We start from the raw sequence: 22,500 nt of genomic DNA on the forward strand, positions 1-22,500 counted from the left end.
GGCAACCGCATGCGCTCCGGGAACGGACGACACCGCCGACCCCGCCAGGCTCCGGCCATCGTCGTCGCGGCAGGGGTGACTGGATCGGCCATCGCCATCCCGCTGCTCGGCGCCGGATCGGCCTCCGCCGCCGACGCCTCCACGTGGGACCGCGTCGCGGAGTGCGAGAGCGGCGGCATGTGGAGCGCCGACCTCGGCAACGGGTTCTACGGCGGTCTGCAGCTCTCGCAGGAGACCTGGCAGGACTTCGGCGGTACGGCGTACGCGCCCACCGCCGACCTCGCGAGCCGCTCCCAGCAGATCGCGGTCGCGGAGAAGGTCCTCGACGCGCAGGGTCCCCAGGCGTGGGCCACCTGTTCGCTGCTGTCGGGGCTGACGAACGACGGCGCCGCGACCGGCGTCGACCCGGGCGCCATGCCGTCGCCGGGGCAGAGCACCCCCGCACCGCCGGCCGCGTCCGCGGAGCCCTCCGCCGGGACCTCCGGGTCCGCCGAGCCGTCCGCCGAGCCGTCCGCGGACTCCTCCGCGCCGGCGAGCCCCAAGGCGTCGACCCAGCCGTCCGGGTCGGCGAACCCGGGTGCGGGGCAGGACGCCGACGCCGACAGCGGCACCGGCAAGCACCGTGGCGCCCCGGAGGAGACCGAGCCGGGCAATACGGACAATCCACGCGAAGATGCCCGCCATGCCTCGCGAGGTGACGGTGCGACACGTGACGAGGTCGACAAGACCGGCAACACCGACAAAGCGGACGCCCTGCCCGGCGAGTACACCGTCCGCCCCGGCGACAGCCTGTGGGCCATCGCCGACGAGCAGAAGCTGACCGGTGGCTGGTCCGCGATCTATGAGGCGAACCGCGAGACGGTCGGCGCCGATCCCGATCTCATCCTCCCTGGCCAGAGCCTCGATCTGGACGTGAAGTAGCGGCAGTTCGCCAACGTATGTCCGAGTTTGTACAACTGAGACATGGGTCTCTTTGTCCCAACTGGCATATCTCGCCCCTCGGGTCCGGTTGTTCCGCTTCTCACCTGCGGAAACGAGAGTTCCCTGAGCAGTGAAATGGGCGATTTCTCCCCGATGTTCATCTTTGGATATCGGGGAGAGCTGTGTCTACGGTCTGAACCGCTCGCCACCGCGGGCACCACTGACCGTCACGCCGAATCCTGCCGCCGGTCGGGGGGACTAGTCGTTCGCACAGAGCGCCGAAGGCAGGAGCGGGGGACCCAAGGTAAGCGCCGGGCCCGGCCGTTGAGAGCAGTTCGCAACGGCCGACGGACCGGCTTGGGGTGAAGCCGCGCGCAGGACGCGCGGCCGGGCAACTCACTTGGCCCGAACCCGACAGCTCACCTCGTAGGCGTCGGTGAGGAGACGTTCCATGCTGTTTTCCAGCAAGAACAAGCACCGCCGCCCGACTGTTCTTGATCGGACTGCCCGCATCGCCGCGCTCGCCGGTGTCACCGGTGCCGTCGTCGCCGCCCCGCTGATGGGCGCCACCTCGGCCTCCGCCGCGACCGCCTCCGAATGGGACAAGGTCGCCCAGTGCGAGGCCGGTGGCAACTGGTCCATCAACACCGGCAACGGCTTCTACGGCGGCCTGCAGTTCTCGGCCTCCACCTGGGCCGCGTACGGCGGCACGGCGTACGCCTCCTCCGCCGACCAGGCCTCCAAGTCCCAGCAGATAGCGGTCGCCGAGAAGGTCCTGGCCGGCCAGGGCAAGGGTGCCTGGCCGAACTGCGGCGTCGGCCTGTCCAACGCCGCCTACAACGGTGGCTCCGGCACCACGCAGCAGGCGCAGCCTGCCCCGAAGCCCGCCCCGAAGCGCGCCGAGGCTCCCACCACGCGCTCCGAGCGCCCCGCCGCCCCGGCGAAGTCCGCGCCCGCCGCCAAGGGCTTCAAGAAGGGCGACGGCGAGTACAAGGTCAAGGCCGGCGACACCCTCGGCACGATCGCCGAGGCCAAGAAGGTCAAGGGCGGCTGGCAGAAGCTGTTCGACCTCAACAAGGACATCGTCAAGGACTCCGATGTGATCTTCCCGGGCCAGCAGCTCCACCTGAGCTGACCCCCCGGGTCCCAGACCCCCGGTGCAGCTCCACCTGAGCTGACCCCGGGTCCCAGACCCCCCGGTCCGGCGCGTCTCCCCCCCCCGTACGCGCTGGGCCGGGGCTCTGTCTGTCCCGGTCGCTACCCGTCGTTACCGGTCCCTGTCGGGCCCTCGTGGCGTTACCCGCAGGTAGTTCACGTGCTGTTTGTCCTGGGCCGCGAGTCTTCGGGGCGTTTTTCGTCCCAGCGGGCGGGCAACGGCTGGCCGATGCCGTGGAGCCGGTTAGGCTCATGTCGCAAGGCCAAGAGACCCTGCACTTCTCGCGTCACATCCCAGAAGGAGATGCTCGTGCCGTCCATCGACGTCGTCGTAGCCCGGGAAATCCTGGACTCCCGAGGCAACCCCACGGTCGAGGTCGAGGTTGGCCTCGACGACGGCAGCACGGGCCGTGCTGCTGTTCCGTCCGGCGCCTCCACCGGTGCGTTCGAGGCTCTTGAGCTCCGCGACGGTGACCAGAACCGCTACCAGGGCAAGGGCGTCGAGAAGGCCGTCCTCGCCGTCATCGAGCAGATCGGCCCGGAGCTCGTCGGCTACGACGCCACCGAGCAGCGCCTGATCGACCAGGCGATGTTCGACCTGGACGCCACTCCGGACAAGTCCTCCCTCGGCGCCAACGCCATCCTCGGCGTCTCCCTCGCCGTCGCGCACGCCGCCTCCGAGGCCTCCGACCTGCCGCTCTTCCGCTACCTCGGTGGCCCGAACGCGCACCTGCTGCCCGTTCCGATGATGAACATCCTGAACGGCGGCTCGCACGCCGACTCCAACGTGGACATCCAGGAGTTCATGATCGCGCCGATCGGCGCCGAGTCCTTCTCCGAGGCCCTGCGCTGGGGCGCCGAGGTCTACCACACCCTCAAGTCCGTCCTGAAGACCAAGGGCCTCTCCACCGGCCTCGGCGACGAGGGCGGCTTCGCGCCGAACCTGGATTCCAACCGCGCCGCCCTGGACCTCATCCTCGAGGCCATCAAGCAGGCCGGTTACGCCCCGGGCAAGGACATCGCGCTGGCGCTCGACGTCGCCGCGTCCGAGTTCTACAAGGACGGCCTGTACGAGTTCGAGGGCAAGTCCCGCTCGGCCGCCGAGATGACCGAGTACTACGAGGAGCTCGTGGCGGCCTACCCGCTCGTCTCCATCGAGGACCCGCTCTTCGAGGACGACTGGGCCGGCTGGAAGGTCCTCACCGACAAGCTGGGCACCAAGGTCCAGATCGTCGGCGACGACCTGTTCGTCACGAACCCGGAGCGCCTGGCCCGCGGCATCGAGGACGGCGCCGCGAACGCCCTGCTCGTCAAGGTGAACCAGATCGGTTCGCTGACCGAGACCCTGGATGCCGTGGAGCTCGCCCAGCGCAGCGGCTTCAAGTGCATGATGTCCCACCGCTCCGGCGAGACCGAGGACGTCACGATCGCCGACCTGGCCGTCGCCACCAACTGCGGCCAGATCAAGACCGGCGCCCCGGCCCGCTCCGAGCGCGTCGCCAAGTACAACCAGCTGCTGCGTATCGAGGAGATCCTCGACGACGCCGCGGTGTACGCGGGCCGCTCCGCCTTCCCGCGCTTCAAGGGCTGATCACCGGCTGACGCCCTGTCATTCGCGCTGTGCATCCAGAGAAGTGAATGGGTGGCAAAGGCGTAGCGAAGCGAAGCGTCCCCGGTCACGGTCCCGTACCGTGTCCGGGGACGTACGCGCGTAATGGGGAGGCGAGACCATGGCACGCAAAGGGGACCAGGACCGGTTCTCCACCGCGACCAGGCTGCGGCTGCTCGGCGAGCAGACCGCGGCCCGCGTCTACCGTTCCCAGAGCCGCCGGCAGGACCGCCGCTCCCGGCTCACCGGCCGGGCGGCGTTTCTGACCCTGGTGATCTGCTCGCTGGTCGTCGCCCTCGCGTACCCGATGCGTCAGTACGTCTCCCAGCGCGCCGACATCGCCGAGCAGAGGCGCCGGATGGACAACGCCGAGCAGCAGGTCGAGCGGCTCAGGGACGAGAAGGCGCGCCTCCAGGACGACAGGTACATCGAGCGGCTGGCCCGCGAGCACCTGCACTTCGTGCTTCCGGGAGAGACTGGGTACACGGTGATCGACCCCGAGGCCGCCGAGCACCGCCGTACCGACGAAGGCGCGGCGGACCGTCCCTGGTACTCGAACGTCTGGGACGGCGTCGACAACGCCGACCGCAAGTAGCAGCCAAGTAGAACCAAGGCAGGCATGGAAACGCCCCCTCCCACCACCGACCCCACTCCGCCGACCGACGCGGACATCGCCGCGTTCAAGGAGCAGCTCGGCCGCCCGCCGCGCGGTCTGCGCGCGATCGCGCACCGCTGCCCGTGCGGCCGGCCGGATGTCGTCGAGACCGCTCCGCGGCTCCCCGACGGCACGCCGTTCCCGACGCTGTACTACCTGACCTGCCCGCGGGCCGCGTCGGCGATCGGCACGCTCGAGGCGAACGGCGTCATGAAGGAGATGACCGAGCGCCTGGCGACCGACCCGGAGCTGGCCGCCGCGTACCGCGCCGCCCACGAGGACTACATCGCGCGCCGTGACGCGATCGAGGTGCTGGAGGGCTTCCCCAGCGCCGGCGGCATGCCCGACCGGGTGAAGTGCCTGCACGTCCTGGTCGGCCACTCGCTCGCGGCCGGGCCCGGGGTCAACCCGCTGGGCGACGAGGCGATCGCCATGCTCCCCGAGTGGTGGCGCAAGGGCCCCTGTGTCGCACCGTGTGAAGCGGTCGCGCCCCGTGAGGAAGTCGCGGCTCGTGAAGAAGTCGCGGCTCGTGAAGAAGGGGACAAGGAGTGACCCGGGTCGCCGCCATCGACTGCGGTACGAACTCCATCCGCCTCCTTGTCGCCGACGCTGACCCCGAGACCGGCGAGCTGGTCGACCTCGACCGGCGGATGGTCATTGTCAGGCTGGGTCAGGACGTGGACCGCACCGGACGGCTCGCGCCCGAGGCGCTGGAGCGGACCTTCGCGGCCTGCCGCGAGTACGCCGCCGTCATCAAGGAGCACGGTGCCGGGAAGCTCCGCTTCGTGGCCACCTCCGCCTCGCGTGATGCCGAGAACCGCGACGAGTTCGTCCGTGGCGTCCTCGACATCCTCGGCGTCGAGCCCGAGGTGATCACCGGCGAGCAGGAGGCGGAGTTCTCCTTCACCGGCGCCACCGGGGGCCTGCCGGGCCATGAGGAGCGCCTGGTCGTGGACATCGGCGGCGGCTCGACCGAGTTCGTCGTCGGCGAGGAGCACGTGCTGGCCGCGCGGTCCGTCGACATCGGCTGCGTACGGCTCACGGAGCGCCACATCCGCAACGATCCGCCGGCGGCCGACGAGATCGCCGCGATCCGCGCGGACATCCGGGCCGCGCTCGATCTGGCGGAGGAGACCGTCCCGCTGCGGGAGGCGCGCACCCTGGTCGGTCTCGCCGGATCGGTGACGACGGTCGCGGGGATCGCGCTCGGCCTCGACGCATACGACTCGGCGAAGATCCACCACGCCCGGATCCCTTACGAGCAGGTGGTGAGGATCAGCGACACGCTGCTGGAGTCCACGCACGAGCAGCGCGCCGCGCACCGGGTCATGCACCCGGGGCGCGTGGATGTCATCGGCGCCGGGGCGCTGGTGCTGAGGGAGATCATGGAGCGGATCGGCGCGCGCGAAGTGGTCGTCAGCGAGCACGACATCCTCGACGGGATCGCCTGGTCCATCGCCTAGAGACCGGTCTCGCGACTGCGGCGCGACGAACTTCGTGAAGTTCTTCACAAGGAAAACGTCCTTGTTGGGCGCTGCGGGGGGTCGAAAGCCCCCCGCGGCCCACCCGTCGGTCCCGGGCGCGTGCATTCCGGACGGATCCAGGCATGTTGCGGGAGTGTTGATCAGGGCAGTGGTCCACCGCCGGGCGGCCCCTTAGGGACCAGCTCACGGGGGGCGAACAATGTTTGCCTTTACACCGTGGTTCCCCTCCACCGCCATGACCTCGGTCACGTGGGCGGCGCAGTGTAGCAGAGGTGGGTCAGGACCTTGTGAAGGGGCTCACGAGCCCCCCCTCCGAGGGGGGTGGATACTCGATGGCATGAGCACCACGGAGCGTCCCAGGATCCTCGTTGTAGGCGGTGGGTACGTAGGCCTGTACGCAGCTCGACGCATTCTGAAGAAGATGCGTTATGCGGAAGCGACCGTCACGGTCGTGGACCCGCGCTCGTACATGACGTACCAGCCCTTCCTCCCCGAAGCCGCCGCCGGCAGCATCTCGCCGAGGCACGTCGTCGTACCGCTGCGACGCGTCCTGCCCAAGGCCGAGGTGCTCACCGGTCGGGTCACCACCATCGATCAGGACCGCAAGGTCGCCACGATCTCGCCGCTGGTCGGCGAGGCGTACGAGGTGCCCTTCGACTACCTGGTCGTCGCGCTCGGCGCGATCTCCCGCACCTTCCCGATCCCCGGCCTCGCCGAGCAGGGCATCGGTATGAAGGGCATCGAAGAGGCCATCGGCCTGCGCAACCACGTACTCGAGCAGCTCGACAAGGCCGACTCGACGACCGATGAGGACGTCCGCCGCAAGGCGCTCACCTTCGTCTTCGTGGGCGGCGGCTTCGCCGGCGCCGAGACCATCGGCGAGGTGGAGGACCTGGCGCGCGACGCGGCCAAGTACTACACGAACGTCAAGCGCGAGGACATGCGCTTCATCCTGGTCGACGCGGCCGACAAGATCCTTCCCGAGGTCGGCCCGAAGCTGGGCAAGTACGGCAAGGAGCACCTCGAGGGCCGCGGCATCGAGATCTACCTCTCGACGTCGATGGACTCCTGCGTGGACGGCCACGTGGTGCTGAAGAACGGCCTCGCGGTCGACTCCAGCACCATCGTGTGGACGGCCGGTGTGAAGCCGAACCCGGCGCTGGCCCGCTACGGCCTGCCGCTGGGCCCGCGCGGCCACGTCGACACCACGACGACGCTGCAGGTCCAGGGCACCGACTACATCTGGGCCGCCGGCGACAACGCCCAGGTCCCGGACGTCGCGGCCCGCAAGGCCGGCGTGGAGAACGCCTGGTGCCCGCCGAACGCCCAGCACGCGCTGCGTCAGGCGCGGCTGCTCGGCGACAACGTCATCTCCGGTATGCGGGGCTTCCCGCAGAAGGAGTACAGCCACGCCAACAAGGGTGCGGTGGCCGGTCTCGGCATGCACAAGGGCGTCGCGATGATCGTCATGGGCAAGGTGAAGATCAAGCTCAAGGGCCGGCTCGCCTGGTACATGCACCGTGGCTACCACGGCATGGCGATGCCGACCTGGAACCGCAAGATCCGTGTCTTCGCGGACTGGACGCTGGCGATGTTCCTGAAGCGTGAGGTCGTCTCGCTCGGCGCGATGGAGTCGCCGCGCGAGGAGTTCTACGAGGCGGCGAAGCCGGCTCCGGCGGCCGCTCCGAAGCCGGCAGCGGAGAAGGCCGAAGCGCAGAAGGCGGAAGCAGAGAAGGCCAAGGCCTCCTAGCCGCAGCAGCACAGCACGTCCTACCCCGAAGGGGTCGCCCGCCATCCGTGGTGCGGGCGGCCCCTTCGGCCGTGCGCGGGACATTTCTTCCGTCAACGGAGCAGCCGCACGCGCCCGTTCCCGTCGCCCGGACGGGTACGTGTGGCATGCAGGTATTTTGCTCGGGCATTGCGTGATGTCGGGAAGCGCGCAGGGTGGTCGGATTGTTCCCTGGAGTGCACCGCGCAGCCCAGCGCGTGGTGCGCAGCATTTCTGGGATCCACCGTCACGGAGGTGTGCGCCATGGCCGACGCCGCACTGCGGCTGACCGCTCTTGCCGAGGAGTTGCTCGGAGACCCGCTCCCGGTCCGTATCCGGGCCTGGGACGGCAGCGAGGCCGGGCCGCCGGGCGGTCCCGTTCTCGTCATTCGGCACCGGCGCGCGCTGCGCCGGCTGTTGTGGCGGCCCGGGGAGCTCGGGCTGGTCCGGGCCTGGGTGGCCGGGGAGATCGATGTCGACGGCGATCTGTACGCCGCGCTCGGCCTGCTCGCCGGGCTCCTCTGGGAGCGCGGCGACGAGTCCACGGACAGCGTCCACCCGGTCCGCGACCCGCGCATGCGCGCCGCCGCCCGCGGGCTGCTGAAGATCGGCGGGATGCTGCCACCGCCCGCCCCGCCCGCCGAGGAAGTCCGGCGGCGCTTGGGGCCGCTGCACACCAAGCTCCGCGACAAGCGGGCCATCAGCCACCACTACGACGTCGGCAACGACTTCTACGCGCTGGTGCTCGGGCCGTCGATGGTCTACTCGTGCGCGTACTGGGAGGACGAGGACAGCAGTCTCGAAGATGCCCAGCGCGACAAGCTCGACCTCATCTGCCGCAAGCTCGACCTGAAGGAGGGGAACCGGCTCCTCGACGTCGGCTGCGGCTGGGGCGCCATGGCCATCCATGCCGCCCGCGAGTACGGCGTCCAGGTCATCGGCGTCACCCTCTCCCGTGAGCAGGCCGCCTTCGCCCGCAAGCGCATCGCCGAAGAGGGCCTCACCGACCGGATCGAGATCCGCGTTCAGGACTACCGGGACGTCAGGGACGGTCCGTACGACGCCATTTCCTCCATCGGCATGGCCGAACACGTCGGTGAGGTCCGCTACCACGAGTACGCCGAACAGCTCTTCTCGCTCCTCAAGCCCGGCGGCCGGCTGCTCAACCACCAGATCGCCCGCCGTCCCGAGAAGGACGAATCCGCCTACCAGGTGGACGAGTTCATCGACCGATACGTCTTCCCGGACGGTGAGCTCGCCCCGCTCGGCCGTACCGTCGGCACGCTCGAGGAAGCCGGCTTCGAGGTCCGTGACGTCGAGTCGATCCGCGAGCACTACGCGCTCACACTGCGCCAGTGGGTCGCCAACCTGGAGGCGAACTGGCGCAAGGCGGTGCGGCTCAGCACTCCTGGCCGTGCCCGTGTCTGGCGGCTCTACATGGCTGCCTGCGCGCTCTCCTTCGAGCGCAACAGGATCGGGGTCAACCAGATCCTGGCCGTGAAGTCGCCGGAGAGCGGGACCTCCGGGCTGCCGCTGCGTACGCGCGAATGGAATCGGGCCGGGTGAGTCGGCCCGGGGCCGACTGAGGTTCCGGGCGATCCGGAGGCAACCGCAAGGGCCCCGCGACCTGCACAGGTCGCGGGGCCCTTGCGGCGTACAGGACCTACTCGGTCTTGATCGCCGTCAGCATGTTCAGCTTCGCGGCACTGCGCGCCGGCCACAGCGCGGCCAGCACCCCGACCACACCGGCGAGCAGCAGGAAGATCCCGATCCGGTCCCACGGCATGACCAGCGCGTACCCGGGGATCTGCTTCCTGATCGTCTCGCCGATCGCCCAGGCCAGGAAGGACCCGAGCCCGACACCGATCACCGCGCCGAAGACCGAGATCACCACCGCCTCCAGGCGGATCATGCGCTTGACCTTGCGGCGGTCCAGGCCGATCGCCCGCAGCATGCCGATCTCCTGCTGACGCTCGAAGACGGACATCGCGAGGGTGTTGATGACGCCGAGGACCGCGATGATCAGGGCCATCGCCAGCAGTCCGTACATGATGTTCAGCAGGGTGTTGATCATGCCGCCGAACTTGTTCCGGATGTCCTGCTGGTCCATGACGCTCATCGCCGGGCTGTTGCCCAGCGCGTCCACCAGCGCCTGCTCGTTGGCCTTGGTCGGACCGCCGTCCATCTTCACCCAGACCTCGGGGATGTACGGCTTCGCCTCGTACGGAGCGACGATGTCCGTGGAGACCAGCACCGGCGAGAGGAACTCGTTGTCGGTGTAGACCGCGCCGACCGTCAGGTTCTTCGTCTCGGCCTTGCCGCCGTCATGGTCGTCGCCGAACTTCACCGACAGCGAGTCACCGGGCTTCCAGCCGTTGGACTTGGCGGTCTTCTCGGCGACCGCGATCTGGCCCTTGCCGAGGGTGGCCATGGAGCCGGAGACCGTCTTGAGGTCGAAGACCTTCTCCACGTCCCCGGGAGTGACCGCGGAGACCGAGTGCCATTCGCCCTTGATCTCCAGCGAGGTGGCCTGTTGCGGGGAGACCGCGCTGACACCCTTCGCCTTCTCCAGCGCGGTCAGCGCCGACTTGTCCAGCGCACCGCCGCCGGCCATCGTCACCAGGTAGTCGGCCCTGATGTTGTCCGTGGTCATCTTGTCCACGGCACGGCCCATCGTGACGCCGAGTACCGAGAGGCCGGTGACCAGGGTGAGGCCGATGGCCAGTGCCGAGGCGGTGGCTCCGGTACGGCGCGGATTACGGACCGCGTTCTGGCCGGCCAGCTTGCCGGACACTCCGAACACACGGTGCAGCAGTGGACGCGCCAGTGCGATCACGGGACGGGACAGCAGCGGAATCAGCACGATGATGCCGATCATCGTCAGGAACGCGCCGCCCGCGATGAGCATCCGGCCGTCCTTGCCGATCGCCGCGCCGCCGAGGATCCCGGCCGCGCCGAGCAGCGTGATCACGCCGCCGATGGAGTTCCGTACGACCAGCGACCTGGTGGTCGCCACCGCGTGCACGCTGCTCATCGCCGCCACCGGCGGGATCTTCGCGGCCCGGCGGGCGGGCAGCCACGCGGCGAGCACGGTGACCAGCACACCGACCGCGAGGGCGGAAGCGATCGCGGTGGGCGAGATGATCAGCGGACCCGCCGGCACCTTCGCACCGAAGGAGGTCATCGCGGAACGCAGCCCGGTCGCCAGCCCGATACCGAGAACGAAGCCGATCACGGAGGCGAGTGCGCCGACGACCAGCGCCTCGAGCATCACCGAGCGCTTGACCTGGCGGCGCGAGGCGCCGACGGCGCGCATCAGCGCCAGTTCCCTGGTGCGCTGGGCGACCAGCATGGTGAAGGTGTTGGCGATCAGGAAGACGCCGACGAAGAGCGCGATGGCGGCGAAGGCGAGCAGCGTCGTGTTGAGGTTGCTGAGGCCTTCCTCGATCTCCCGGGCCTGGTCGTCGGCGAGCTGCTTGCCGGTCTGCGCCGCGGCGTCCTTGGGCAGCAGCGGCTTGACCGTGTCCAGGATCTTCTGTTCGGAGGCTCCGGCCGCGGCGGTGACGGTGACGTCCTTGAAGTAGCCGGGCTGCAGATACAGCTTCTGCGCGACCGGGGTGTCGAAGAGGACCAGGCTGCCGCCGGCGTTGACGGCGCCGTCCTCGGTGGTGAAGACACCTGAGAGGGTGTACTCCTTCACCGGGCCGTTGGTCGCGACCCGTACGGTGTCCCCGACCCGGTACTTGCCCTTGGTCGCGGAGTCCTGGTCGAGGGCGACCTGGCTGTCCTTCACCGGGCCCGAGCCGTCGGTGAAGGTGTAGGCGGAGTCCTTGCCGTCCTTGCCGGGGGCGAAGTTCGCACCGGTGTTGGACCAGCCGTTGCCGATCAGCTTGCCGTCCTGGTCGGCGACGCCGGCGAAGCCGGAGACCCGCCCGGTGGCGCCGGCGACCCCGTCCAGACCCCGGATCCTTTCCAGGGTCTTGGTGTCGATCCCGGCGTTCTTCTTGCCGTCGGTCTGATCGGCGTACGTGGTGACGGCGACCGCGACGTTGTCGTAGCTCTTGGCCGACTGCTTGCGGTAGGCGTTGCCGAGGGTGTCGGTGAAGACCAGGGTGCCGGAGACGAAGGCCACGCCGAGCATGACGGCGAGTACGGTCATCAGCAGTCTGGCCTTGTGCGCGAGCACATTGCGCAGGGCGGTACGGAACATGTCTGAGTCAGTCCTGGTGTGAGAGCCGGAGGTCTACGGGTCAGCGGTCGTTCAGCTGGTCCGGCCCCTGGCGTCGAACTCCTTCATCCGGTCGAGGACGCCGTCCGCGGTGGGGTGCAGCATCTCGTCGACGATCCGGCCGTCGGCCAGGAAGATCACCCGGTCGGCGTAGGAGGCGGCCACCGGGTCGTGCGTGACCATGACGACGGTCTGCCCCATCTCGCGTACGGAGTTGCGCAGGAAGCCCAGCACCTCCGCGCCGGAGCGCGAGTCCAGGTTTCCGGTCGGCTCGTCACCGAAGATGATCTCCGGCTGGGAGGCCAGGGCGCGGGCGACGGCGACGCGCTGCTGCTGGCCGCCCGAGAGCTCGGTGGGGCGGTGGCTGAGCCGGTCCTGCAGGCCCACCATGTCGATGACTCGCTGCAGCCACTGCTTGTCCGGCTTGCGGCCCGCGATGTCCATCGGGAGGGTGATGTTCTCAAGACCGGTCAGCGTCGGCAGCAGGTTGAACGCCTGGAAGATGAAGCCGATCTTGTCCCGGCGAAGCTGGGTCAGCTGCTTGTCCTTGAGCGACCCGAGCTCGGTCTCACCGATCCGTACGGACCCGGAGCTGAAGCTGTCCAGGCCGGCCACGCAGTGCATCAGCGTGGACTTGCCGGAGCCCGAGGGGCCCATGATCGCGGTGAACTCCGCCTGCCGGAAGTCCACGGTGACCCGGTCCAGCGCGACCACCTGGGTCTCGCCCTGTCCGTACACCTTGGACAGTTCCGTGGCGCGAGCGGCCACTGCGGTGGCGCGGTGAGCGATGGGGGTGGTGGTCACGAGGATGGCTCCTGTCGAGGTGGCTGAGGGGACCACCCCATCCTGTCCGCCACCCGGCCGCGGATCGTCCGTCCGGATGCCCGTTCCCGGGGCCCACTTGGGTCGGACCACGCGGCCCGTTCCTCCTCCTTTGGTATGACGGCGTCCCTGAGACGCGAGGAGGCGACTTTCCGTCATTCCCATGATGGCGCGAGGGCGGCCGGCGGCCGTGCGGTGCGGGTACGAATGCCCCCTTACCTGCACTGACGCACCCTCAGAAGCCAATAAAATAAGACAACATCGGGCCACAGGGCCCGCAGACCGGTAGATCCACCCGGATAGGCTCAGGGGCCGAAGCGGACCGCACGCCTTGCCCGGATGGTGGAATGCAGACACGGCGAGCTTAAACCTCGCTGCCCCTCGGGGGCGTGCCGGTTCAAGTCCGGCTCCGGGCACTTCATCGCCCGTTCCACCTGCAGCTGACCGCCCCGCCGGGGCGCCGTCCTGGATGCGGGTCCGGTCACGATCCTGGAAAGATCCTCCCCGAGCACTAGAGTGTTGCTTTTGCCTTCGCATTACTCTTGTCGTCAAGGCCGCGCAGGGTGGCCATGGAGGAGTGAAATGAGGAGCAGTAACCCGGTCTTCTCGCGACGGGGGTTCAGCCGCGACAACGGCTACGCGGGGTTCAACGCGCAGCAGCCGCAGGCCGGGGGCCCCACCGTAGGAACCAACCCCTACGCCCAGGGCGCGGGCAACCCGTACGCGACCAACCCTTACGCACCGGCGGACGCGCAGTACGGCGCCGGCCCGCAGGCTCCCGCCCGCGCCAATGTGATGACCATCGATGACGTCGTGGCGCGTACCGCCATGACGCTCGGCACGGTCGTCCTCACTGCGGTGCTCGCCTGGGTCATGCTGCCGGTCGACGAAGCCAATATCGGCAAGTCGTACGGCATCGCGATCGGCGCGGCCCTGGTGGCCATGGTCCTTTCGCTCATCCAGGCGTTCAAGCGCAAGCCGGTGCCGGCGCTCATCCTGGCGTACGCGGCCTTCGAGGGTGTCTTCCTCGGAGTGATCTCCAGCGCCGTCAGCACCTACATCGGCCCGGGCACGGTGGTGCAGGCCGTCATGGGCACCATGTGTGTCTTCGTCGGTGTGCTCATCGCGTACAGGACCCGGCTGATCCGGGTCAACCGCCGCTTCTACGGCTTCGTGATGGCAGCTGCCATGGGCTTCATGCTGCTCATGGCCGTGAACCTGCTGTTCGCCCTGTTCGGCGGCGGTGACGGCCTCGGCTTCCGCAGCGGTGGCCTCGGCATCCTCTTCGGTGTCATCGGCATCATCCTCGGCGCGTGCTTCCTTGCCCTCGACTTCAAGCAGGTCGAGGACGGGGTCACGTACGGCGCTCCGCGCGAGGAGTCGTGGCTGGCGGCCTTCGGCCTCACCATGACCCTGGTGTGGATCTACCTGGAGATGCTGCGACTGCTGTCGATCCTCCAGGGCAACGACTGACGCAGCCGGCTGTAGTCGTGCGAAGGGCCCGCAGGCAACCGCCTGTGGGCCCTTCGGCGGTTTCGGCACACCTGGAGCGGCTAGAGCAGTTTGCGCGCTGCCCGCCTCAGGTCGTACTCATGGATGATCGCTTTGGCGTGTCCGTAGGCGAGGTCGTGCTCGCTCCGGAGCCAGCTGACCTTCTCCTCGAAGCGGAAGAGGGACGGGCCTTCGTCGACGGTGCGGAGCCAGTCGGAGATTTCACGACCGGTGCAATGGGGGATTCGCGAGAGCAGATTTCGATGGGTCTCTTCGGAGAAGACTTGGGACATCGGCGCCTCCGGACGCGTTGCGCGTGTGCTCCTTCCCGCCACCGTGCCTGAGCGCTCGCGTATTGGCAACAGGCCGGGGGCGGCGCGTAGGGTCGCGGCGTGTTTGATACCACTGAGCTGACGGCCGCCGTGGACCGCTTCGCCGACCGGTTGCGGGCCGCGCCGCAGAGCCGGCTGCAGCGTGGTGCGGCCGCCGAAGGGCTGGTGCTGGCCAGGGAATTGGCGCTGCGGGCCCAGCGGATCGAGGCGCCGGACAGGGCGCCGCGGATCATGCCCGACGCGGGTCCGTTCGCGGTTGCGGATCAACTGATGGTGGCCGGGCGGGATTTGGCCGAGGCATTGCGAGCGGCCCCGTCCGGTTCTCTGGAGGAGGTCGACGAGGCCGTGAGTCTGGTGCGGGCGGCGATGGGCCGGGCGGGGCTGTAGCCCGGGGCCTGGCGCGCGTGGGGCCGGGCTGTCACCCGTGCGGCCGGGCGCGCGGGGGCCGGGCTGTCGCCCGTAGACCGGTCTAGAGCGACGCGATCACGCGGTCCGCGAGGATGTACACGCTCTCCTCGCCGCACGCGAAGGTCAGGGCGTACGCGCCGGAGACACCGGAGCCGCCCAGCAGCACCGGGCTGTCGCCCGCGCGCAGCGCCTCGGCGAGCCGCTCCGCCGTCTCCCGGTGGCCGGGGGTCAGACAGAGCGTCGTGCCGTCGGCGAAGGCATAGACATCGAGTGTGCCGAGCGGGCCGGGGCGTACGTCCGTGAGCTCCGTACCCGTCTCCGCGAGCTGCTCGAGGCGGGCCACGGTGCGCTCGTGGTCGGTGACCACCGGGGTCTGGACCGGCACGAAGTCGGGGTGCGAGGGGTGGCGGCGGCGGGCGGCGGCCAGCTCGGGGGAGTCCTCGGCGAACTCCGTCACCTCGGGCAGGTCCGCCATGTCGTCGAACGCCTCGACCGCGTCGAAGTCCATCGCCTCCAGACCCACGAAATCGGACTGGCGCGGGACGTAGAACGGGAGCTCCTCGCCGGGGGCGGCCAGGCCACCGAGCAGCGAGGGTGCGTCCGCCGCATCGCGGGTCTCCTGCGCCGCCCAGAAGGCGCGCGCCTCGGCCAGCTCGCGCTCCCGCTCCTCGGCGAGCGCCTCCGCGACGGCGGCACGTATCTCGGCGGCGGGGGTGGCGCGGGCCTGCGGTACGACCGCGAGGCGGCCGGTGCCGTGCGTCCTGGCCAGCTCGGTGCGCAGGGCGGTGACCTGCTTGCGCAGACGGTAGGCGGCGTGCAGGGCAGCGGCGCCCACGGCCGTGGCGGTGGCCGCGGTCAGCAGCAGGGCAAGAGGCATGGCGCTCACTGACGTACTCCCTGTTTCATCGATCCCCCCGACTTCCTACATCAGCTTGCGGTGAACCCGCTCGTCCTGTCAGTGCATTACGTCACGAATTGGACAGAACTTTGGCCCCGGTGTTTAGCGGGAAAACCACTCTGACCTGGGGAAATGGCTCTCCCCCAGGGCATAGGTCACATCCTGGGGGAGATTCAGTCACGACTTGAGCTCCGAAGGGCCCGAGAAGTGCGTCAGCTCAGGCGCTCGATGACCATCGCCATGCCCTGGCCGCCGCCCACGCACATGGTCTCCAGACCGAACTGCTTGTCGTGGAACTGCAGGCTGTTGATGAGCGTGCCGGTGATCCGCGCGCCCGTCATGCCGAAGGGGTGGCCGACGGCGATGGCGCCACCGTTGACGTTGACCTTGTCCACGTCCAGGCCGAGGTCCCGGTAGGACGGGATGACCTGGGCCGCGAAGGCCTCGTTGATCTCGGCCAGGTCGATGTCGCCGATGGTCAGGCCGGCGCGCTTGAGCGCCTGCTTGGAGGCCTCGACCGGGCCGTAGCCCATGATCTCGGGGGAGAGGCCGGAAACGCCGGTGGAGACGATCCGGGCCAGCGGGGTCAGGCCGAGCTCGCGCGCCTTGGTGTCGCTCATGATCACGAGCGCGGCGGCGCCGTCGTTGAGCGGGCAGCAGTTGGCGGCGGTGACGAAGCCGTCGGGGCGGAAGACCGGCTTCAGGCCCTGCACGCCCTCCAGGGTGACGCCCGCACGCGGGCCGTCGTCCCTGGAGACGACCGTGCCGTCCGGGGTCGTCACCGGAGTGATCTCGCGCTCCCAGAAGCCGTTCTTGAGGGCTTCCTCGGCGAGGTTCTGGGACCGTACGCCGAACTCGTCCATGTCCTGGCGGGTGACGCCCTTGAGGCGCGCCAGGTTCTCGGCGGTCTGGCCCATGGCGATGTACGCGTCCGGGACCAGGCCGTCCTCGCGCGGGTCGTGCCAGTCGGCGGCGCCGTTCTCGGCGACGGCGGCGGTGCGGGCCTGGGCCTCGGCGAAGAGCGGGTTGTGCGTGTCCGGCAGGGTGTCGGAGTTGCCCTTCACGAAGCGGGACACCATCTCGACACCGGCCGAGATGAAGACATCGCCCTCGCCGGCCTTGATGGCGTGCAGCGCCATGCGGGAGGTCTGGAGCGAGGAGGAACAGTAGCGGGTGACGGTGCAGCCGGGGAGGTGGTCCATCCCCATCTGCACGGCGACGATCCGGCCGAGGTTGTGGCCCTGCTCACCGCCGGGCAGGCCGCAGCCGAGCATCAGGTCGTCGATGTCCTTGGGATCGAGCTCGGGGACCTTGGCGAGCGCGGTCTGGATGATCGTGGCGGTCAGATCGTCGGCGCGCAGGTCCTTCAGGGAGCCCTTGAAGGCCCGGCCAATGGGGGAGCGGGCAGCAGAGACGATCACGGCTTCGGGCATCACGGCTCCAGGAGGGCGAGAGTACGCAGGACTGTCTGGGAAGTTACCCGTACGTATCGCGTAGGTCACCGTGCGAGCCGTGTGATGCGGGCCTCTTTTCTAAGCGTCCGCTCAGTCCGGATATTCCCGTGCCCGGTTGCGACCGGTTGCGCCCGGTGTGCCACTGGACGTGCCCGTGCCCGTGCCTGTCCACGCCTGCTGTGCCTCCGACGCTGCCGGCTCCGTCGTCGGCGAAGGTGCCGGAAGGCGCCGGCGCCTGCGGTGCTTGAGCAGTGCCCAGGGCGCCCTCGCGGCCGTGACCTCCGTGCCCGCCTCCGCCGCCGCGGTCGCCGCCGCCCTGGCCACGGGCAGCACGCCTTCGTTGCGGTCCGCCTCCGGGTGGTCCGACTCCGGCCACAGACCCAGCACCGCGCAGAGCGTCGGCAGCATCGCCATCGCCGCCGTCGCGTACCCCTCCGCCGACGGGTGGTAGTTGTCCGCGCCGAACATCTCGCGCGGATTCGCCGCGAACTCAGGGCCCAGCAGATCGCCCAGCGAGACCGTACGGCCGCCCTGCTCCACCACCACGATCGTCTGGGCCGCGGCCAGCTGCCGCGAGACCCGGCGGGCGAGCCAGCGCAGCGGCTGGTACACCGGCTCGATCGTGCCCAGATCAGGGCATGTGCCGACCACCACCTCCGCGCCCGCCGTACGCAGCCTGCGCACCGCGGAGGACAGATACCGGACAGACTGCGTGGGTGGCATCCGGTGCGTGACGTCATTCGCGCCAATCATGATCACGCAGACGTCGGGCGTACGGGTCCGGTCCGCCAGCAGCAGCGTGACCTGGCGCTCCAGATCGTCCGACATCGCGCCCGGAAGCGCGATATTGACCACCTCCACCGGCCGCTCCGCCACCGCCGCCAGGCCGGACGCGAGCAGCGCCCCCGGCGTCTGACCGGCTCGGCGCACGCCCTGCCCCGCCGCCGTCGAGTCGCCGAGTACCACCAGGAGCAGCGGATCGGTGCGCCCGAAGGCCAGCCCGTACATGCCGTCCCCGCGCGGCGGGACCGGGGCCTTGCCCCCGCCCACCGAGCGCTTCGCCAGCTGTACCTCGGCCAGCACCACCCCTACGGCCGCCGCCCCGAGCAGCCCGATGCTGCCGCCGCCGTAGGCCGCACCTGCGGCGATGCGTCGTGCCACCCTCGCCCTCGACACAGTCCGAGTCACCTCCTCGTAGCCACCTCGTGGCCGTACGTCAGCCATCGGCAGTCATCAGCTAACTGCCCCGTAGCCACCGTCGCCCAATCCCGTGCTCGTCGGCTTACGCTGGCCGCACCACTACGGAGATCCCGGAGAAACATTGTGCGCATCCACCACTCGATGATCAGTCTTGTCGGCAATACCCCGCTGGTGAAGCTGAACAGCGTGACCGCAGGCATCCAGGCGACCGTCCTGGCCAAGGTCGAGTACTTCAACCCCGGCGGCTCGGTGAAGGACCGGATCGCCCTGCGCATGATCGAGGCGGCCGAGCAGAGCGGCGCGCTGCAGCCCGGCGGCACGATCGTCGAGCCGACCAGTGGAAACACCGGTGTCGGACTTGCCATCGTGGCTCAGCAGAAGGGCTACAAGTGCATCTTCGTCTGCCCGGACAAGGTGTCCACGGACAAGATCAATGTGCTCCGTGCGTACGGCGCCGAGGTCGTCGTCTGCCCGACGGCCGTCGACCCCGAGCACCCCGACTCGTACTACAACGTCTCGGACCGGCTGGTGCGGGAGACTCCGGGCGCCTGGAAGCCCGACCAGTACTCCAACCCCAACAATCCCCGTTCGCACTACGAGACCACCGGTCCTGAGCTCTGGGACCAGACGGACGGGCGGATCACCCACTTCGTCGCGGGCGTCGGCACCGGCGGCACCATCTCCGGGACCGGCCGCTACCTCAAGGAGGTCAGCGACGGGAAGGTCACGGTCATCGGCGCGGATCCGGAGGGCTCCGTGTACTCCGGCGGCTCCGGCCGGCCGTACCTCGTCGAGGGCGTCGGCGAGGACTTCTGGCCGAGTGCGTACGACCGGACGGTGACCGACGAGATCGTCGCCGTCTCCGACAAGGACTCCTTCCAGATGACGCGCCGCCTCGCCAAGGAGGAGGGGCTGCTCGTCGGCGGCTCGTGCGGCATGGCGGTGGTCGCCGCGCTGCGCGTGGCCGAGCGGCTCGGCCCCGACGACGTCGTGGTCGTCCTGCTGCCGGACAGCGGCCGCGGCTACCTCAGCAAGATCTTCAACGACGAGTGGATGGCGGACTACGGCTTCCTGGAGGGCGAGGGCCCGTCCGCGAGCGTCAACGATGTGCTCAAGGACAAGGAGGGCGGCAAGATCCCGAGCCTGGTGCACATGCACCCGGAGGAGACCGTCGGCGAGGCGATCGAGGTGCTGCGGGAGTACGGCGTCTCGCAGATGCCGATCGTGAAGCCGGGAGCGGGACACCCGGACGTGATGGCCGCGGAGGTCATCGGCTCCGTCGTCGAACGGGAGCTGCTGGACGCGCTGTTCACGCAGCGCGCCTCGCTGACCGACCCGCTGGAGAAGCACATGTCCTCGCCGCTGCCGCAGGTCGGCTCGGGCGAGCCGGTCGGCGACCTGATGAAGGTGCTCGGCGAGGCCGACGCGGCGATCGTGCTGGTCGAGGGGAAGCCGACCGGTGTGGTGAGCCGTCAGGACCTGCTGGCGTTCCTGGCGAAGGGCGGCAACTAGCGGCGGCAACTGGCGGCGGAAACGTGCGCGTTTCCGTCGCGGCTGGTCCGGGGGCAACCTCCCGGACCTCCCGGCCGCGAAAAAGGTACGAGCGCGTCACGTTCACGCAGCACCCGCTTAACACGCGTCGGGCACATTGGTGGATGTCGGCAGGGCGACCGGGCAGGTAACCCGGCCGACACCCACAGCGGCGTCTAGGACCTCCGGAGCGGCTCCCGGACCTCCCAAGACGCCCTGGACGCGGAGACCGGCCCTGACCCGGGACCGTGTCCCACGCGGGGACCGCCGTCGTCCCGCCCTCCGGTTCGCCGGGGGTGCGGCGGTCCCCGCCAAGACTTTTTTGCCGGCCCCGCGGCCGAGCCGGTCCGGCCGCAGGGCACGCCTTAGTCCTCCCAGTCGGACTTCTCGCGCTGCTGCCGGCGCAACCACGGCCAGCCCCTGGCCGCGTGGACCGCGTTCACGCCGACGATGCCGAGCCAGGTCACCACCAGGCCCTCGAAGTTGGCGTTCACCACGCCGATCGCCGACAGCGGGATGGCCAGGATCATCGAGACGATGCCGAAGCCGAAGCGCTCCCCGAAATTCGACTCCGAGGAGTGCGGCGGGCGGGCGCCACGGGCGACCACCATCTGCTGCTCGGCGAGCTGGCGGCGGACACGGCGGTCCACCGTGCCGTCGAGCCGCTGCTCGACCTTCTCCAGGAACGATTCGACGAGTGCGGACTCGTACTCCTCCCCCAGCTCGCGGCGGGCGTGCAGGGTGGCGTCGAGCTCCTTTTTGAGCTCAGGGTCGCGGGCTTCCATAGTCGTTCACGCTACGTGCGACCGGCCGTCGCGTCAGTGGGGTTAGCCCCACTGTTTTTCCCTGGGGGTACCTGGGGGGCGGTCCTGGCCCCCACCCGGTCGGGAGTTGCTCCCGCACCCGGGTGGGGACAGCCGGTACAGGCGCCCTACTTCTTGGTGAGGCCGTGCTGCTTCGCCCAGTCGTTCGCCACGTCTTCCGGGTCCTTCTTGTCCTTGTCGACCAGCCGGTTGAGCTCGGTCAGCTGCTCCGTCGTCAGTACGGCGCCGAGCCGGGCCAGCGCCTTGCGGACGGTGGAGTCGGCCTTGCGGTCGGCGATCAGCGGGACGACATGCTGGCCGGGCACGAGGTTCTTCGGGTCGGCGAGCACCACCCAGCCCTCATCGGCGATGTCGGTGTCGGTGGTGAACAGGTTGGCGACATCCACGTCGCCCTTCTTCAGTGCGCCCTTGACCAGCGGCCCGGAGGAGTCCAGCGACTTGAACTCCTTGAATTCCACGCCGTATTCGTCCTTCAGGCCGACGACGCCGACGACCCGCTTCTTGACCTCGGGCGCGGCTCCGATGACGAGCTTGCCGTTCTGCTTCGCGAGGTCGGCGAGGGTTTTCAGGCCGTACTTGCCGGCGGTCTCGCGGGTGACGGCGAAGGCGTCGGAGTCCTCCGCCATGCCGTACGGGAGGATCTGCAGCCCCTTGGGGAGCGCGACGGCGAGGGCGTTCTGCATCTCGCCCTCCTCGGTGGCCTTCGCCTTCGGGTCGAGGTAGTGCAGCAGCGCGCCCTGGTACTCGGGCAGCAGATCGATGTCGCCGCCCTTGAGGGCGGGAATGAGGATCTCGCGGGTGCCGAGGTTGGGGCGGACCTTGGTCGTGACGCCGGCGGCCTCGAGGGCTGCGGCGTACAGGTAGCCGAGTATCTGGTTCTCCGTGAAGTTGGCGGTGCCGATGGTGATGCCGCCGGCGCTGGAGCCCCCGCCGCCCGAAGTGGTGCCCTCGCCTTCGAGGCTGGTGATGCCGCTGCTGCAGGCGGCGAGCGCGGGGACGGAGGCCGCGGCGAACAGGCCGCCGAGGAGGGTACGTCGGTTCATGGCTGGAGCTCCTCAGGCTGTACGGCGGTGTCGGAACAGGGCGCGCTGGAGTGCGGCGAGGGCGAGGTCGAGTACGACGGCGACCACCGCGACGAGTACGGCTCCGCCCAGTACCTGGACGAGGTCGCGCTGGGCGAGGCCGTCGAAGACGTACCGGCCGAGGCCGCCGAAGCTGACGTACGCGGCGATGGTGGCCGTCGCCACGACCTGGATCAGCGCGAGCCGCAGCCCGGTCATGATCAGTGGCAGCGCGAGCGGGATCTCGACCTGGAGCAGGACCTGGTGGCCGCGCATGCCCTGGCCGCGGGCGGCGTCCTTCACCTCCGGGTCGACGGCGCTCATGCCTGCGTAGGTGTTGGTGACGATCGACGGCACGGCCAGGGCGACCAGCGCGACGTACACCGGGGTCATGGACAGGCCACTGGCGAGGAACACCAGGACGACGAGACCGACGGTGGGCAGTGCCCGGCCGAACGACGAGAGGTTGATGGCGAGGAACGCGCCGCGGCCGGTGTGCCCGATGAGCAGACCGACGGGCAGCGCGATCACGGCGGCGATCAGGGTCGCGAGCAGCGAGTACTGGAGGTGCTCGGCGAGGCGGTGGGCGATGCCGTCGCTGCCGGACCACTGGGCGCCGCTGGTCAGCCAGGAGCCGAGGTCCTTGAAGAGTTCGTACAT

The 22,500-nt window shown here is 69.5% G+C and carries 20 protein-coding genes, 1 tRNA gene and 1 riboswitch; of the genes, 12 read left to right on the forward strand and 9 right to left on the reverse strand.

The window, feature by feature from the left end; translation table 11 throughout:
- The first annotated feature begins 9 nt into the window (after window positions 1-9).
- The 8 genes from ACFYXH_RS10840 (at window position 10) to ACFYXH_RS10875 (ending at window position 9,158) form a co-directional block, all read left to right on the forward strand.
- Window positions 10-921 carry a transglycosylase family protein gene (locus tag ACFYXH_RS10840; RefSeq protein WP_389561739.1) on the forward strand — a complete coding sequence of 304 codons (912 nt, stop codon included), beginning with the start codon at window positions 10-12 and terminating at the stop codon, window positions 919-921.
- 266 nt (window positions 922-1,187) lie between these two features.
- Window positions 1,188-1,369: riboswitch (cyclic di-AMP (ydaO/yuaA leader) on the forward strand.
- 3 nt (window positions 1,370-1,372) lie between these two features.
- The gene (locus ACFYXH_RS10845) at window positions 1,373-2,056 is read left to right on the forward strand and encodes a transglycosylase family protein (protein ID WP_389561740.1); all 684 of its coding nucleotides are present in this window, start codon (window positions 1,373-1,375) and stop codon (window positions 2,054-2,056) included.
- 324 nt (window positions 2,057-2,380) lie between these two features.
- Window positions 2,381-3,667, forward strand: coding sequence for a phosphopyruvate hydratase (gene eno / locus ACFYXH_RS10850; protein ID WP_327324051.1), 1,287 nt, complete (start codon window positions 2,381-2,383; stop codon window positions 3,665-3,667).
- A 139-nt stretch (window positions 3,668-3,806) separates the two neighbouring features.
- Window positions 3,807-4,280: a septum formation initiator family protein gene (locus tag ACFYXH_RS10855; RefSeq protein ID WP_389561741.1), complete on the forward strand. Its 474-nt coding sequence runs from the start codon at window positions 3,807-3,809 to the stop codon at window positions 4,278-4,280.
- A gap of 24 nt (window positions 4,281-4,304) precedes the next feature.
- Window positions 4,305-4,892, forward strand: a complete 588-nt coding sequence (locus ACFYXH_RS10860; protein WP_389561742.1) for a DUF501 domain-containing protein — start codon at window positions 4,305-4,307, stop codon at window positions 4,890-4,892.
- Complete coding sequence (locus tag ACFYXH_RS10865; RefSeq protein WP_389561743.1) at window positions 4,889-5,803, forward strand: exopolyphosphatase; 915 nt, start codon at window positions 4,889-4,891, stop codon at window positions 5,801-5,803. Before ACFYXH_RS10860 ends, ACFYXH_RS10865 begins: the two co-directional genes overlap by 4 nt.
- A 358-nt stretch (window positions 5,804-6,161) precedes the next feature.
- Window positions 6,162-7,574, forward strand: a complete 1,413-nt coding sequence (locus tag ACFYXH_RS10870) for an NAD(P)/FAD-dependent oxidoreductase (RefSeq protein ID WP_389561744.1) — start codon at window positions 6,162-6,164, stop codon at window positions 7,572-7,574.
- 282 nt (window positions 7,575-7,856) lie between these two features.
- Window positions 7,857-9,158, forward strand: coding sequence for a class I SAM-dependent methyltransferase (locus ACFYXH_RS10875; protein ID WP_389561745.1), 1,302 nt, complete (start codon window positions 7,857-7,859; stop codon window positions 9,156-9,158).
- 97 nt (window positions 9,159-9,255) lie between these two features.
- On the opposite strand, the gene ACFYXH_RS10880 is transcribed toward ACFYXH_RS10875, so the two are convergent.
- Both ACFYXH_RS10880 and ACFYXH_RS10885 read right to left on the reverse strand, forming a co-directional pair.
- On the reverse strand, window positions 9,256-11,802 hold the full coding sequence (locus ACFYXH_RS10880; RefSeq protein ID WP_389561746.1) for an ABC transporter permease: 2,547 nt from the start codon (window positions 11,800-11,802) through the stop codon (window positions 9,256-9,258).
- Window positions 11,803-11,853: 51 nt separating this feature from the next.
- Window positions 11,854-12,624 carry an ABC transporter ATP-binding protein gene (locus ACFYXH_RS10885; RefSeq protein ID WP_327324044.1) on the reverse strand — a complete coding sequence of 257 codons (771 nt, stop codon included), beginning with the start codon at window positions 12,622-12,624 and terminating at the stop codon, window positions 11,854-11,856.
- A gap of 351 nt (window positions 12,625-12,975) precedes the next feature.
- On the opposite strand from ACFYXH_RS10885, the gene ACFYXH_RS10890 reads away from it, so the two are divergent.
- Both ACFYXH_RS10890 and ACFYXH_RS10895 read left to right on the forward strand, forming a co-directional pair.
- A tRNA-Leu gene (locus ACFYXH_RS10890) sits at window positions 12,976-13,058 on the forward strand.
- A gap of 166 nt (window positions 13,059-13,224) precedes the next feature.
- Complete coding sequence (locus tag ACFYXH_RS10895) at window positions 13,225-14,115, forward strand: Bax inhibitor-1/YccA family protein (RefSeq protein ID WP_389561747.1); 891 nt, start codon at window positions 13,225-13,227, stop codon at window positions 14,113-14,115.
- An 80-nt stretch (window positions 14,116-14,195) separates the two neighbouring features.
- On the opposite strand, the gene ACFYXH_RS10900 is transcribed toward ACFYXH_RS10895, so the two are convergent.
- Window positions 14,196-14,426, reverse strand: a complete 231-nt coding sequence (locus tag ACFYXH_RS10900) for a DUF4287 domain-containing protein (RefSeq protein ID WP_327324042.1) — start codon at window positions 14,424-14,426, stop codon at window positions 14,196-14,198.
- A 99-nt stretch (window positions 14,427-14,525) separates the two neighbouring features.
- On the opposite strand from ACFYXH_RS10900, the gene ACFYXH_RS10905 reads away from it, so the two are divergent.
- Window positions 14,526-14,852 carry a hypothetical protein gene (locus tag ACFYXH_RS10905; RefSeq protein WP_389561748.1) on the forward strand — a complete coding sequence of 109 codons (327 nt, stop codon included), beginning with the start codon at window positions 14,526-14,528 and terminating at the stop codon, window positions 14,850-14,852.
- An 82-nt stretch (window positions 14,853-14,934) separates the two neighbouring features.
- On the opposite strand, the gene ACFYXH_RS10910 is transcribed toward ACFYXH_RS10905, so the two are convergent.
- The 3 genes from ACFYXH_RS10910 to ACFYXH_RS10920 form a co-directional block, all read right to left on the reverse strand.
- A complete protein-coding gene (locus ACFYXH_RS10910; protein WP_389561749.1) occupies window positions 14,935-15,759 on the reverse strand; it encodes a hypothetical protein in 825 nt (274 codons plus the stop codon).
- A 224-nt stretch (window positions 15,760-15,983) separates the two neighbouring features.
- Window positions 15,984-17,204 carry an acetyl-CoA C-acetyltransferase gene (locus ACFYXH_RS10915; RefSeq protein WP_389561750.1) on the reverse strand — a complete coding sequence of 407 codons (1,221 nt, stop codon included), beginning with the start codon at window positions 17,202-17,204 and terminating at the stop codon, window positions 15,984-15,986.
- 111 nt (window positions 17,205-17,315) lie between these two features.
- On the reverse strand, window positions 17,316-18,386 hold the full coding sequence (locus tag ACFYXH_RS10920) for an SGNH/GDSL hydrolase family protein (protein ID WP_389561751.1): 1,071 nt from the start codon (window positions 18,384-18,386) through the stop codon (window positions 17,316-17,318).
- Between the two features lie 162 nt (window positions 18,387-18,548).
- On the opposite strand from ACFYXH_RS10920, the gene ACFYXH_RS10925 reads away from it, so the two are divergent.
- The gene (locus tag ACFYXH_RS10925) at window positions 18,549-19,937 is read left to right on the forward strand and encodes a cystathionine beta-synthase (RefSeq protein ID WP_389561752.1); all 1,389 of its coding nucleotides are present in this window, start codon (window positions 18,549-18,551) and stop codon (window positions 19,935-19,937) included.
- 383 nt (window positions 19,938-20,320) lie between these two features.
- Here ACFYXH_RS10925 and ACFYXH_RS10930 read toward each other — a convergent pair whose 3' ends face one another.
- The 3 genes from ACFYXH_RS10930 to ACFYXH_RS10940 form a co-directional block, all read right to left on the reverse strand.
- Window positions 20,321-20,740 (reverse strand): hypothetical protein, encoded by a 420-nt coding sequence (locus ACFYXH_RS10930; RefSeq protein ID WP_389561753.1) that lies wholly within the window; start codon window positions 20,738-20,740, stop codon window positions 20,321-20,323.
- 146 nt (window positions 20,741-20,886) lie between these two features.
- A complete protein-coding gene (locus ACFYXH_RS10935; protein ID WP_389561754.1) occupies window positions 20,887-21,822 on the reverse strand; it encodes an ABC transporter substrate-binding protein in 936 nt (311 codons plus the stop codon).
- Window positions 21,823-21,834: 12 nt separating this feature from the next.
- On the reverse strand, window positions 21,835-22,500 hold the full coding sequence (locus tag ACFYXH_RS10940) for an ABC transporter permease (protein ID WP_362682556.1): 666 nt from the start codon (window positions 22,498-22,500) through the stop codon (window positions 21,835-21,837).

It is taken from the genome of Streptomyces sp. NPDC002730, from assembly GCF_042888805.1.
In the GTDB taxonomy this organism is placed as follows: domain Bacteria; phylum Actinomycetota; class Actinomycetes; order Streptomycetales; family Streptomycetaceae; genus Streptomyces.

Bases quoted from the DNA above. Each gene is read 5' to 3' on its own strand.
- ACFYXH_RS10845 (WP_389561740.1), top strand. From the start codon at position 1,373: ATGCTGTTTTCCAGCAAGAACAAGCACCGCCGCCCGACTGTTCTTGAT.
- ACFYXH_RS10895 (WP_389561747.1), top strand. From the start codon at position 13,225: ATGAGGAGCAGTAACCCGGTCTTCTCGCGACGGGGGTTCAGCCGCGAC.
- ACFYXH_RS10880 (WP_389561746.1), bottom strand. From the start codon at position 11,802: ATGTTCCGTACCGCCCTGCGCAATGTGCTCGCGCACAAGGCCAGACTG.
- ACFYXH_RS10915 (WP_389561750.1), bottom strand. From the start codon at position 17,204: ATGCCCGAAGCCGTGATCGTCTCTGCTGCCCGCTCCCCCATTGGCCGG.
- ACFYXH_RS10900 (WP_327324042.1), bottom strand. From the start codon at position 14,426: ATGTCCCAAGTCTTCTCCGAAGAGACCCATCGAAATCTGCTCTCGCGA.
- ACFYXH_RS10840 (WP_389561739.1), top strand. From the start codon at position 10: ATGCGCTCCGGGAACGGACGACACCGCCGACCCCGCCAGGCTCCGGCC.
- ACFYXH_RS10875 (WP_389561745.1), top strand. From the start codon at position 7,857: ATGGCCGACGCCGCACTGCGGCTGACCGCTCTTGCCGAGGAGTTGCTC.
- ACFYXH_RS10940 (WP_362682556.1), bottom strand. From the start codon at position 22,500: ATGTACGAACTCTTCAAGGACCTCGGCTCCTGGCTGACCAGCGGCGCC.
- eno (WP_327324051.1), top strand. From the start codon at position 2,381: ATGCTCGTGCCGTCCATCGACGTCGTCGTAGCCCGGGAAATCCTGGAC.
- ACFYXH_RS10870 (WP_389561744.1), top strand. From the start codon at position 6,162: ATGAGCACCACGGAGCGTCCCAGGATCCTCGTTGTAGGCGGTGGGTAC.
- ACFYXH_RS10855 (WP_389561741.1), top strand. From the start codon at position 3,807: ATGGCACGCAAAGGGGACCAGGACCGGTTCTCCACCGCGACCAGGCTG.
- ACFYXH_RS10935 (WP_389561754.1), bottom strand. From the start codon at position 21,822: ATGAACCGACGTACCCTCCTCGGCGGCCTGTTCGCCGCGGCCTCCGTC.
- ACFYXH_RS10930 (WP_389561753.1), bottom strand. From the start codon at position 20,740: ATGGAAGCCCGCGACCCTGAGCTCAAAAAGGAGCTCGACGCCACCCTG.
- ACFYXH_RS10860 (WP_389561742.1), top strand. From the start codon at position 4,305: ATGGAAACGCCCCCTCCCACCACCGACCCCACTCCGCCGACCGACGCG.